The sequence below is a fragment of the Paenarthrobacter sp. NPDC092416 genome, assembly GCF_044755025.1.
Taxonomy (GTDB): Bacteria; Actinomycetota; Actinomycetes; order Actinomycetales; family Micrococcaceae; genus Arthrobacter.
The window spans coordinates 150,995-163,176 of record NZ_JBIVQG010000005.1 but is presented as its reverse complement, the minus strand read 5'-3'; the positions used below and the strand labels follow the sequence as shown (position 1 = coordinate 163,176).

10 protein-coding genes and 2 pseudogenes are annotated in these 12,182 nt (G+C 60.1%); 8 read left to right on the top strand and 4 right to left on the bottom strand.

Features of this window, described 5'->3' with window-relative positions; all coding sequences use genetic code 11:
• Nucleotides 1-148: 148 nt before the first annotated feature.
• The 4 genes from ACIQC5_RS11860 to ACIQC5_RS11845 all read left to right on the top strand — a co-directional run bounded on the left by ACIQC5_RS11860 (nucleotide 149) and on the right by ACIQC5_RS11845 (nucleotide 5,397).
• Nucleotides 149-409: a hypothetical protein gene (locus ACIQC5_RS11860; RefSeq protein WP_400282101.1), complete on the top strand. Its 261-nt coding sequence runs from the start codon at nucleotides 149-151 to the stop codon at nucleotides 407-409.
• Nucleotides 410-1,076: 667 nt separating this feature from the next.
• Nucleotides 1,077-2,030, top strand: coding sequence for a LysR family transcriptional regulator (locus ACIQC5_RS11855; RefSeq protein WP_400282098.1), 954 nt, complete (start codon nucleotides 1,077-1,079; stop codon nucleotides 2,028-2,030).
• Nucleotides 2,031-2,259: 229 nt separating this feature from the next.
• On the top strand, nucleotides 2,260-3,642 hold the full coding sequence (locus tag ACIQC5_RS11850; RefSeq protein WP_400282095.1) for an amidohydrolase family protein: 1,383 nt from the start codon (nucleotides 2,260-2,262) through the stop codon (nucleotides 3,640-3,642).
• Nucleotides 3,643-3,933: 291 nt separating this feature from the next.
• Nucleotides 3,934-5,397: a PucR family transcriptional regulator gene (locus tag ACIQC5_RS11845; RefSeq protein WP_400282092.1), complete on the top strand. Its 1,464-nt coding sequence runs from the start codon at nucleotides 3,934-3,936 to the stop codon at nucleotides 5,395-5,397.
• 79 nt (nucleotides 5,398-5,476) lie between these two features.
• On the opposite strand, the pseudogene ACIQC5_RS11840 reads toward ACIQC5_RS11845, so the two are convergent.
• From ACIQC5_RS11840 to ACIQC5_RS11825, 4 genes and pseudogenes are all read right to left on the bottom strand, one after another.
• Nucleotides 5,477-6,458, bottom strand: a pseudogene (locus ACIQC5_RS11840) (zinc-binding dehydrogenase).
• Nucleotides 6,407-6,878, bottom strand: a pseudogene (locus tag ACIQC5_RS11835) (SDR family NAD(P)-dependent oxidoreductase). The pseudogenes ACIQC5_RS11840 and ACIQC5_RS11835 overlap by 52 nt, the downstream one beginning before the upstream one ends.
• A gap of 120 nt (nucleotides 6,879-6,998) precedes the next feature.
• A complete protein-coding gene (locus ACIQC5_RS11830) occupies nucleotides 6,999-7,820 on the bottom strand; it encodes an IclR family transcriptional regulator (RefSeq protein ID WP_400282089.1) in 822 nt (273 codons plus the stop codon).
• Entirely contained in the window at nucleotides 7,807-8,865 is a 1,059-nt protein-coding gene (locus ACIQC5_RS11825) for a D-2-hydroxyacid dehydrogenase (RefSeq protein ID WP_400282086.1), read from the bottom strand. Before ACIQC5_RS11825 ends, ACIQC5_RS11830 begins: the two co-directional genes overlap by 14 nt.
• Nucleotides 8,866-9,177: 312 nt before the next feature.
• Here ACIQC5_RS11825 and ACIQC5_RS11820 point away from each other — a divergent pair, with 312 nt between their 5' ends.
• From ACIQC5_RS11820 to ACIQC5_RS11805, 4 genes are read left to right on the top strand one after another with little or no spacing between them, the layout of a single operon-like run.
• The gene (locus tag ACIQC5_RS11820) at nucleotides 9,178-10,209 is read left to right on the top strand and encodes a substrate-binding domain-containing protein (RefSeq protein WP_400282083.1); all 1,032 of its coding nucleotides are present in this window, start codon (nucleotides 9,178-9,180) and stop codon (nucleotides 10,207-10,209) included.
• 40 nt (nucleotides 10,210-10,249) lie between these two features.
• Nucleotides 10,250-11,035 (top strand): ATP-binding cassette domain-containing protein, encoded by a 786-nt coding sequence (locus tag ACIQC5_RS11815; protein ID WP_400282080.1) that lies wholly within the window; start codon nucleotides 10,250-10,252, stop codon nucleotides 11,033-11,035.
• Entirely contained in the window at nucleotides 11,032-11,913 is an 882-nt protein-coding gene (locus tag ACIQC5_RS11810; RefSeq protein ID WP_400282078.1) for an ABC transporter permease, read from the top strand. Before ACIQC5_RS11815 ends, ACIQC5_RS11810 begins: the two co-directional genes overlap by 4 nt.
• On the top strand, nucleotides 11,858-12,139 hold the full coding sequence (locus ACIQC5_RS11805) for a hypothetical protein (RefSeq protein WP_400282075.1): 282 nt from the start codon (nucleotides 11,858-11,860) through the stop codon (nucleotides 12,137-12,139). The genes ACIQC5_RS11810 and ACIQC5_RS11805 overlap by 56 nt, the downstream gene beginning before the upstream one ends.
• Nucleotides 12,140-12,182 lie beyond the last annotated feature (43 nt).

Below are 12,182 nucleotides of genomic sequence, written 5' to 3'. Positions count from 1 at the left end.
CGCTGGGTTGAGCAGGCTGCAGCGGCCGACTCCCAGCGATACTCATGCTGCCGCCGAACGTCTATCGCGCCGACCGTGAGGCCGTCATCGGCCACTACCGTGAATCCGCCAAGGTCGGAGTGCCGATTTAGGACTTGTAGGTTGTGGCTTGGGCAACGCCATCACCCTTAAATCGGAGCTCGGAGTTTCGCCGTGGGATGTATTGGGCCAGGGAATTGCCCGCACATGGGGGCTGAGCTTCGGCGCGGCAACCGCTATTGTCAGCGCCTTTGTCCTGCTGCTGTGGATTCCCCTGCGCCAGCGGCCGGGCCTGGGGACCCTGTCCAACGCCGCCCTGATGGGGTGGTTCGTGGACATCAGCGTCACGATCGTTCCCGCTGCCGACCAGATGCCACTCTGGTGCCCTTAAGCCCAAACCGCATTCCTGGGGGCGGGTGTAATTTTGTTCGCCTTCTCATGCGCCCTCTACATAGGCGCGAACCTGAAGCCCGGTCCACGGGACGGCCTGATGACCGGACCGGTCGCCATCACCGGACGCCCCGTCTGGATGATCAGTACCGCATTGGAACTCCTCGTATTGATTAGCGGCCTGCTGCTAGGCGGCACCGTCGGAATCGGAGCTGCCGCGTTCGCCTTTTCATGGGCCGCTAACAAAGCTGGCGCTACGTCTGTTGGACGTGCAGCTCGGCGCCACGACGCCCCAAAACGCCGGCATCGGCACCACCCAAGGAGCGTAGGAAACTTGCCGCCCGGGGCAAACATTATTCACCGTCTGGATACCTTAGCGACGGGGGCCACGAATATTCGCCGGCTCCTAGGCTTAGTGCCGCTCTTGAGAAGGCTCCTTGGCCCGCCGAACTAGGGAGTGATCTCTGTATTCTGGGACATAGCGGTAACATGTTACCTACAACGCGCGACGCGCCACTAGAAACACCTGCTGGCCAACCTAGAGCTCTGGAATGTCCAATCCTGACTGCGTGAACGCAGTCGGAAGACGATCTTTCCGATCGGATTCAATCAAGAGGACTAATGGAATCATTAGCAATGGCTTTCGCCATCACTTTCCTGTGACACTCATGCAACTGCAAGCCTTCCGGGCTGCAGCCCTATGTGGGACTTTCACTGCGGCAGCGGAAAAGCTGGGCATGAGTCAACCCGCGATCTCTGATCTAATTCGTCGGCTTGAAGTCGAACTCGGTGCCAAACTTTTTGTGCGCGGCAGTAGGACGCTGCACCTGACCTCAGCAGGGGAGCAACTGTTGCCGCATGCTGAGCAGGCGGTGGCATCCGCTGCCCTCGGAGCCCAAGCAGTACAGCTTCAGGTCGAGCTTGGGGGCGGTACGGCCACTTTTGGATTGCTGCGAAACGCGGACTTTTACCTCAATGCTGACTTGGCCAAACGATTCCGGACGTGCTATCCGAACGTGCGGGTCCGACTTGTCGGGCAAAACAGCGCGGAAACCGCAAATGACATCGCCAGGGGAATGCTGGAAGCAGGGCTCGTGACGCTTCCGATCGATGATACGGGTCTGGATGTCCTGCCCGTCGCGCGAGACGAAGTCCTGTTCGTCACTGCGGATCCCGTTCGTGCCCGGCGCAGAGTTTCTATCAGGGCCTTCGCTGCCGGCCCCCTCGTGCTCTATGACGCACATTATGCGGCCGCAGATCCCGTGCGGCGGCAGCTCAATGAGCGAGCGCAACTGGATGGGCAGCGGATTGATCCCGTCGTGGAGGTTGAGTACCTCAGCACGGCGCTGTCCCTGGTCACCGAGGGATTCGGGGACTCAGTCATCTGCGCGGCGGCGACTAAGTCCGCCATAATGCCGGACGAACTGCACACAGCGTCGTTCGAGGAGCCGTTATTTGAGACTCTCGCCTTTGTGAAGCGCCGCGGTCACCTTCTTTCGCCCGCCACACGGGCACTTGTTGAACTTGCCTGGGACGCGTTGTGCGCATATCAGGACACACCGGCAGGCGCGGCCGAAATCGTCGCCGAGCATGAGGACGTCCAAGCCTTCCTTAGGCGTTGAGTCTTCACCCTTCGTTATCTGAACCGTCCCTAGGTGCGGATATCCCTCCAACGATCCCGTTCCATAGACAGGGATCGGCGTATGATTCCGCGTCGAGATATTCATAAGTAAACACGATGGAAAGGGCAAGAAGTCTGGTGGTTGTTCTATGCCTGGGGTCTTTCTAGTCTGAACGGGGGTGAGATTTTCCTCACCTTTCCGTTAGACCTGCAATAAGGAGAACCATCTGGTGAAGGCTGAAACGATTGCCATTAATGGCATCACCCTGATAGACGGGACCGACGCAAAGCCGCTCGAGAACGCGTCCATCCTGATCGAGGACGGAAAGTTTGTTCGTATCGAGGAGTCGCCAGTTGAGCGATTCGAGGCCGACACCGTCATTGACGGCCGAGGCAAGTACGCGATGCCCGGACTGATGGATGCGAACGTTCACCTGACCGACGGATTGTCACTAACCAACAACTTCGGCGGCATTGAATACCTCGCCCGGTATGAGGGGCGCCTCAAGGAGATTTGCGAGGAAGCGGCCCAGCTCGCGCTAAAGTACGGCACTACTACCGTATTCGACACCGGAAATGCCTACCGCCCGATCATCGGTGCCCGCGATGCGATCAATGCTGGAAAGGTCGTGGGCTCGCGCATCTACGCCGCCGGAGCCATCATTGGTCAGAGCGGGCCGTTCACCCGCGACTTCATGGTCGATGCCCGCACCCGCGCTACCAAGCGCTTCGCAGATCGTATAGACGCGCTGTGGGAATGGCCGGGGCTCGGCGGCGAGCTTCTCCTCATGGATATCGAACAGGTCGCCGACCGGGTGCAGCAGCACGTCGAAACAGATATCGATCTGGCCAAGGTGTTCGTCACCGACCACCTAGTTTCAAGCTTCCAGAACTCGACCGCATACCTGCAGTTCTCCGAGCGCGTCTTGGAGCGCATCTTCTCGATCGTCCAAGGTGCGGGTCTCAAGTTGGTGACTCACACTTCCTCAATCGAAAGCCTGAACACGGTCGTCGAATTGGGCGCCGATGTCATGGTTCATCACAATGTCACCCAACAGGTTCCGATGCCGGACTCTCTGATCGAGAAGGTCGCTGCGTACCGTGGTTGGGGTGCGCCACAGCCTACGACCAACCGCTTCCAGCATGGCATGGAAGCAATCGGCCATGGATGGGCGCGCTATGGCGGAGGCGCGCACCGTTACAACCTCGAGCGCCTCATAGAGGCAGGCGCTAACCTGTGTCTCGCGACAGACGCGTGCGAGAGCGACACCGACCGGCTTGCCGACTTCTCGCCCGAGGAACTTCAGGATCGGCCGTGGGACCTCGGCCGCGGATCGGTCTACTGGCTACGCGCCATGGTCGAAACCGGCATGTCATCTCACCAGGCATTGCGCGGCGGGACGCGCGACGTCGCCATCGCATATGGAGTTGATGACAAGCTCGGCACCGTCGAGGTCGGCAAGATCGCCGACATCCTCGTCCTCGATGCGGACCCGATCGCCGATGTTGGCAACGTGGCCAGACTGAACACGGTCATCAAGGACGGCGGAATCATCGACACGGCTGCTCTTCCGGACAACCCTGTCGCGACCGTCGACGGCATATTCGACTGATCCAGCTTGGGCAGCGCTGTCGTGACACCACCCGCGACAGTGGAACCAGCCCGGGGGGCGGCTCGAATACGCCCCCCGGGTATTCACCCGAATCTGCGCGATCATCCCTGCCAAGCGCTGTACCAGCTACGTTCATGGTTCGACCTGGCGAACCATGGTACTGCCTCAACCGGACCGAGGTACTGGTCCTTCCGTTTCAACGTGCGGTGACGGCAGCGGAAACTAGCCCCATCCAGCGCCCACAGTGGCCCCGTTCCTATCAATGATCGTTTAGTTCACTAACGTTCGGCAGTGGGCGTTGCCAAGGGGATGTCGGTCAGAACGATGGAGCGGCACAAGCCGCTGTTTGAACTCAATGCAACCAGTTCGAAAGCACTGAAAATGACTAGGCAGGGGAAACAGGTGACTCTATCTAGAGAAGCGTCAGTTCGGCTTCCCCTGTCTCAGGGCGGCGCCGGGATTGAGGTCTACGCAGGTGGAACGAGACGACACGGGTTCGGTTGGAGAACCGATCGAACCGAGGTGGGCCAGACGCTTGACCAGTTCCCCTCAGCGAAAACCGATCTCGGTCCTCTCGAACTCGCGGCTTTCAATAAGCTCAACGACGAATTCATCCGCCTCCTGTTGTCCGGGGCGAGCCATATCTCCCTGGCCGAGGTGCTCGCACACCATTTGGGTTGCCCTGTCATCATCGAGAACGCACTCCACGAGGTACTGGCGTACGCGGGAGGAACCTCGGAGCTGGACAAGCTGGTGCAATGCTGGTCCCCGCCGGAGAGCACCCGCCACAATCACGATGGCGCGACCAAGGATTGGCTGCTCAGTTCGTTCCCGCATGAGATCGCCTGCGCCCGGCGGACCATCACGTTACGCGGTGAGGAGTGGGGCTGGCTCCATGTGGTCCAGACGAGGCACACTGACCGTGCAGAGGAAACAACTGGGGCGTTTGCCTTGGCGCTGGCCCGGACTGCAGAGGTTATTGCCATTACCCTGCAGGGTGACCTGAACAATGGCCTACAGTCGACCCAGCGCCAAAAGTCTCTGCTGACCCGTCTGATGTTAGGCGACATCAACGGGGAGCAATTCGTCGAGCGGGCATTGCGCATCGGTCAGGACCTACGGGATCGACCGCTGGTCGCTGTGGCCGCTCGGCCACAACACAGCCACGAAGTACATCCTTTGGAGACGCTCCTGCGTACACTGCGCACTCCGTTTGTGCAGGCAGTCTGTGAAGACCACCATCTGGCCGTGGTCGCGTTGGCTTGCCAGTCCTCGGTTGCCCTGTTCGCCGACGAACTCGCCCGCGCGGGAATCCGGGCTGGTGTCAGCCGTCTTACCTCTGCAGACCATCTGGCATCCGCAATTCGGCAGTCACGTACGGCCGCGATCATCGGGAGGAAGCCTGGGTGGACCGATGTGGTGCTGTTTGACCGCCTAGGTATATTCAGACTCCTAGTCGCTCTACACGAGAGTGGTGAGCTCGAACGCTACGTCGATGATGAGTTGGGTCCGATCCTGCTGCACGATGAGTCGTCACCTAATGCACTGCTCCCTACCCTGCGGGCGTACCTCGCCGTAGGAGGCAATAAAGCGAAGGCCGCAGAAGCGCTATTCGTTCAGCGTCGGTCACTCTACTATCGGCTTGAGCGGATCGACTCGCTGCTCGAGCGATCACTTGAGGATCCCGAGACCCGCACGGTGCTCGACATCGCCTTGCGTGGCTGGGACTACCTCCAGACTTCCAACATCCAGTGAGCGAAGAGTCGTTGTCATGGTTGTATGAGCCGTTCGGGGGGGCGATGCCCCTCCGGTTTGCAGCTTCTCAGAAACACAACTAGACCTTGGAGGACAACGATGCGTCCTTCGCTGCCACGAAGGCAACTAGGGCGTCTTCGGCGCCAAATTCGTGCGTTATGACGGCATCAATGTCGAGACGTCCGTCCCGGAGCGCATCCAAAACGTCGTCGATCTCACCGTTAAACCTAAAGGATCCAACTAGCTCAAGTTTGCGCGTAATGGCCAGCGACATTGGCACAGGCTGATGGCCGCTCGGGAGGAGCCCCACCATGACCACTCGTGTCCGCCACGCATTGTGCCGCTCATCGCACTGGCCAAACCCCGCAGACTGCCACTTGATTCCAGACTAACGTGGGCCTGAACCGAGGTGACAGCATCGCTCTGGTTGGCCGGGAGCGTCCGCGTCGCGCCAAGACGCTCTGCCACTTCGAGCGCGTGCTGATGCATTTCGACGGCGATAATCTCCGCCGCGCCGGCGGTGCGCAGCGCGGCCACTATCAGCGCGCCGATCGGTCCGGCACCTATAATAACCAAGGCGCGCTTGTCCCGAACATCTCCCGCGCGAGCAACCGCATGCCATGCCACCGCAGCGGGCCCAACGAGGGCCGCTGTGCGGAAATCGACGTTAGCTGGGAGCACACGGAGCATTCGGGCGGGCAGGATCGCCAGCCGTGAAAAGGCTCCGTCTCGGTGCGGCGTGTGCGCGGCGCTGTCAAGGTACGTGCCGAGCGGGGAGAGGTTGGGACGCTCGGCGGGGTATCGGGTCGACCCGTCATCCTGTGGTGTCGCGGGGTGGACTGTTACGTGTTGGCCGGCGGCCGGGCCCAAACCATCTGCCGCCGGTTCGAGCACGGTTCCCGACACTTCATGTCCGAGCACCATTGGGGCCGAAGTACTGAATCACCCGCGGCCCCCTGAGTCCAGTAGTGAAGGTCGGACCCGCAGATGCCACCATATGCCATCCGAATCACTGCTTCATCGTCTGCCGGGCGTCGCAAAGGCACATCTCTGGTTCGCAAATCATTCTTGCCGTATGCGAGGACAGCGAGCGTGTCGTTGGGGTGGTTGCCGCGTAGGCGGCGATGCCGGGCCTCGCGAGCCGGCTCTGCACTGATCCGATGTTGATGATCTTGCCGCTGCCCCGCCTCACCATCGCGCGCGCAACATGCTTGCCAACCAGGAAAGCGCTGGTCAGATTCGTCGCGAGCAGAGCGTCCCAGTCCTCATCAGTGAAATCCAGGACGGAAGCACGACGTTGGATGCCGGCGTTATTGACCAGGATGTCCGGCGCCCCAGGATGCTTGGATCTCAGCCACGCCGCGCTCAACAGCTGTGGGATCTGTGACATCGAAAGTAACTGCGCAGGTCACCCCGCCTGTTTGGTCGCAGAGCGAAGCCGCGGACGCTTCAGCAGATGCACGATCCCTGCGAAGCAGCACGACGCGTGCACCAGCCTCGAGTAGACCACGCGCCAAGGCTAACCGATGCCCCGACTCGAGCCGGTCACAAACGCGGTGCGGCCAGGGAGGTCAAATGCTGACATTGGCTATTTCCCCCGATTAGGTGAGGACGTGGGGCGCCATTGCGGCGCTCCGGAAGAGCGGATTGCTCAGTTGCGAGACGGCTGCCTTGAGCTCCGCCACGACCTGGCCAACGTAGTCTGGGCCCGCTGAGGAAGCAGCGAGGGAAGCCCCGATGGCAAGCGGCTGATCTCCGCTAGACCATGGCGGAATAACCATGGCGATACCGTAGATGCCGAGGTGAACCTCATTGTCATCGATTGCATATCCGAGATCCCGGGCTGCTCGGACCTTCTGCAGAAGGCCCGACAGTGTACGCACGCTGTTCTCGGTCATCTGTGGGAAATGTTGAGGCCCGCTGAACCGACGGGCAATTTCCTCATCGGCGAGCATGGTCAACAACGCGTTGCCCACTGCGGTCGGGGCGGCTGGAAACCTGCTCCCGATGCTAGCGATAAACCGCATTGGCGCACGCCCCTCGTGGCGTGCCAGATAGAGCACGTCGGTGTCATTCAGAATCGCAATCTGCACCACCTCATGACTGAGTAAGGAGGCCCCGCTGCAGAAAGCATAGAACTCCCGCATCTGACTGAAGCCCGAGAGGTACGAGCCCCCGAGCTCAAGGTTGCGCCTTCCGAGCTGGTAGCCACCCGGGACGCGTGCGATCATGCCGCCCTCTTCGAGGACCTGCAGGATATTGAGGGTTGACGACTTCGCAGCCTCGATGCAATGGGCTATCTCGCCGAGTGCTAGCGACTGGCCAGCATTGCTCCCGAGAAGACTGAGGATCCGGATAGCGCGCTCGACCGCGGGAGCAGGCGACTTTTCGGGCCCTGGCCCGTTGGGTTTAGTAGAAGTCAACGGTGTCCACCCGGTTCCGCATTTCCCGCCCGTCCAGCAGTCGCGTCGCGTTCTCGGCGAACAGTTCGGCGATCATCCGATCTTCTCCTGCAGCCAGCGCGGCAGTGTGGGGACTGACTAGGATTCCCGGCTCATCCCACAAAGGGCTCCGGGGGTCGAGGGGCTCACTCGCAAAAACGTCCAGGGCGGCGAAACCGACCCGACCATCACGCAGAGCATCAAGCAAGGCCGCCTCGTCGACCACCGACCCTCGGCCGACATTGACCAGTATCGTGCCCGGCTTCAACGCGGAGTAGATTTCGTTTCCTAGAAGATGCACGGTCGATGCGGTTTCAGGGAGCGAGACGACGATCGCGTCAATCTCGGGCAGCACCTCACAAATCCGGGAAGTTGGAATAACACGTTCCACGTAGTCGACAGACTTCCCACTGCGGTTGCAGCCAATCACAGTTGCACCTAAGGCATTCAACCGCTGGGCGACTTGTTGGCCGATTCCGCCCAGCCCAACCAGCAGAATAGTCAGTTCGTGAACTTGACGCATGATCAACCGCCCACTCCAGTTATGCTGGCGCTGCTGCGCCAGCAGACGTGGGAGGTCCTTCGCCCCCGTCAAAACACCAAAAACGGCAAATTCGGCAAGTGGCACGCCGTGCACTCCAGCCGACGTGGTAAACGTGATGCGATCCAGCTGCTCGCGTGTCAGATTAGCCGCCCTAACCTGCGTGCCGCCGCCAGCGGCCATAGTGTGCACCCAGCGCAGGCGTGGATTTTCGTCCGCGACACGTTTCAGCGCTGCGGGGCTCAGATCGGGGAAACCGTAAATAACATCTGCCGCACCCAACATGCTTTCGTACTGGCGCTGCTGCGCGTTCGTCCGACGGAACTCGGGATCTCCGGAGAAATCGGCCGGATGCCGCATGCGCGGGTAAAGTGCCTGGTCACGCACCAATTCGAGGCGCGGCTCCAGGCGTTCGATCACGGAGCAGTTCTCTTCACTGAGCGGCGCGGCTATGGCGACCCGCAGGCGCTCGGCAACCTGTGCCATGGACCCTCCCCTGATTTGAGTTGAGATTGCAATCAAGGCTCGAGTCTAACCACATCGTTCAGGATTTTGAATGATATTCAACAGAATGAACGTAATGAGCAATCAGGGGCAAAAGCATTGCACATTCCGCCAATAGAACCACCCCCGGCATTCCCCCTAGCATCGACCCATGAAGAGAAACATTTCTCTTCCAATCGGTTGAGAGGCGCCGAACGCGATACACCTCGTTGTACGCGACGTCGTCAGCACCGATTTCCCCGATCCCCACAAAGAAGTGCTTTCCGACTCGAAGGAAATTACATGAGGACCCGAATGACTAGAACTACTCAGGCCCAACGATCGGCGTTGACAGGGCGAATCCTCAAAGGCGCCTCGGCATTGGCTGCAACCATTCTGGTCGCCGGCTGCACAGCGAGCCCGGAAGCGCCCCGCGCCGCGAGCGGAGAAGGACACCCGCATTCGGTTCAGATGGTTATCCCCTCGAGGGATGTCAATGCGTTCTTTTTCACGATGGCATGCGAGATAGCCGCAAAGGCCCCGGGCGCCGGGCTCGATGTGCAACTGGTCGATGTCAAGAACGAGGACTACGGCGTAGAGGGATTCACGACGGCGCTCGAGCAGGCTCAGGCCAAAGCGCCGGAAGCGATCATGACCGATGTTCCGGACCCCAGCGCCATGGACAGCACGCTCAAGGAAATCGTCGACAACGGCATGAAACTCGTGACCTACAACGCGGTCATCGATGACGAATCGATCCCGAACGGACAGGTCACGACCGACACCATTGAGACGGGTGTCCTCGCCGCCAAAAAGATGGCGGAACTGACTGGGGAGACTGGAAAGTTGCTCGTCATCGATTTCGCTGCGGGCAATTTGACCACGAATGCGCGAGCCAAGGGCTTTATCGACGAGGTCAAGGCCAGCTACCCGAGCATGGAAGTACTCCCTACCCAGTTCGATAAAGCTGACCCCTCGAACACCGCACAGATCATCAATGCAACCCTTGCTGCCCATCCGGACCTGGCGGGTATCTGGTTCACCTACAACGGTGCCGCCATTAACGGCCTGCCGTCCGTGAAGGACGCCACCACCGCCGGCCAGATCAAAATCGTCTCCTCGGACGCCGACCCAGCACTCGTGGACTTCATGAAGGACGGCTATATTCAGGCGCTACTCCCGCAGAACGCCCCTGAGATCGTGGACAACCTCATCAAGAACACGGTGGCAGCGCTGGATGGCGAAAAGATCGATCCTGTAACCCTCAAGATTCCGCCGGTGGTTGTCACGAAGGACAACATGGACGACCCCAAAGTGAAGGCTGCCCTCTACAGGTCGACCTGCTAAGACACCGAGCTGTATCAAACCATCATGAGAGGTGAGTCGTATGCTCATTGACAGCCAAACCGACGAATCAACCCCCTCTCCTCCTGTGCTCGAGGTTCGGAAGATCGTCAAGACCTTCCGACACGTGGAAGCACTCCGAGGCGCGGACTTCGACGTCCGAGCAGGGGAAATCGTAGGACTCGTTGGAGACAACGGCGCGGGGAAGTCCACGCTGATCAAGACGATCTGCGGGGTATACGAGCCGACGTCGGGCACGATCCTTGTGAACGGCAAAGAAGTGAGCATCGACTCACCCTCGGTAGCCCGCCGGCTCGGTATCGAGGTCGTATATCAGGACCTGGGCCTCGCACCGGACCTTAGTGCCGTCGAAAACCTCTTCCTCGGCCGTGAGATCGTCCTGGGCGGAAAGTTCGGGCAGCTGTTCGGATTCTTGAATCGTCGCGCGATGCTTCACGAAACCAATGAGGCGATGACGCGTTTCAACCTGGAGATCGTTAAGCCGACGCGCGAGGTCGGCACGATGTCCGGCGGGCAGCAACAGCGCGTGTCCATCGTCAGCGCTGCAATGGGGCAAGGTCGCGTTCTGCTCCTTGACGAGCCGACTGCGGCGCTCGGCGTTGAAGCCCGGCGCCGTGTGACGGATCTAATTCGCACCATTCGGGATGGGGGAGCTGGCGTTGTGATCATCAGCCACGACCTCCCGGACCTGATGGAAATCGCGGATCGAATCCACATCATGCGTCAAGGGCAACGAGTCGCGGTCCTCGATCGCGAGGATTTCGACCTGGAATTAATTGTGGACATTATGTCAGGAGCGTTCGTATGAGCACCTCTCTACCCAAACCTGTCGATAACTTGTCAGGCGGCGTGACTGATCGGCGGAATATCTGGACGCCCCCGAAGCTGTCACCGAAGTCGCAGATCTTCCGGATCGATGACCACATCACACCTACCGTTGTTGTGGAACATAAGAAGGCAGCGAGGAGCATAGGGGGACAGGCACAGCGGTTCGGGCTACTGCTCGCACTGGTGTTGCTCTTCGTCTTCTTCGCGGTCGTGGAGCCCCGGGCGTTTCTAAGCGAGATTAACATGCGCGCCCTTGCCGAAACGGGGGTACCGATCCTCATAGGCGCGACCGCGATGACCTTCATCCTGGCCAGCGGGGGTATCGACCTCTCGGTGGGCAGCGTAATCGTCCTCTCCGGGGTCATGGCGCAGACTTACTGGGACGGCGTCGGGGGCCGAGAAGTGAGCGGGGAAGTGGTGCTGATCGGAATCGCCATTGCTCTCGTCACCGGTGTCGCCTGCGGTCTCATTAACGGCCTCATCATCACCCGACTCAACATTCCTCCCCTGATCGCGACACTGGGCATGATGGGCGCTGCCCTCGGCGCAGCCCAGCTGATTACCGGCGGGCAAGACAAAACGAATGTACCCGAGATCCTCACCGCAGCTGTCCGGCTTCGGCCGCTCGGCATTCCCATCACCGTTTACGTTGCTTTGGCCATCGCCATCATAGGAGCGTTGATCCTCAGGCGGACGCGGTTCGGTCTCCGCGTTCTCGGTATAGGTTCGGACGAGAGGATGCTCAAACGTCGCGGAATCGGCGTTGACGCCTACAAAGTGCGCATCTACGCACTCTCGGGTTGTGGGCATTTTGACCCTGGGAAGGTTCTCCACCACCGCGATCGGCGGCCAGACTGAAACCCCGCTCGTTATCATCGCCGCGGTGGTCATAGGTGGAACAAGCCTGTTCGGGGGGTCTGCAACGATGCTCGGAACTCTTATTGGTGTACTCATCCCGGCCGTGCTGTACGACGGCCTTGTTATCACGGGTATCGAGTCCTACTGGCAGGAAGTCGTGATTGGCATTGTGCTGATTGTGGCTGTGTACTTCGACCAGTTGCAGCGGAGCCGCAGGGGCACGTGACACACCCGTTCCCCGTGACAATACGGGGTCGTAAAACAAAAGA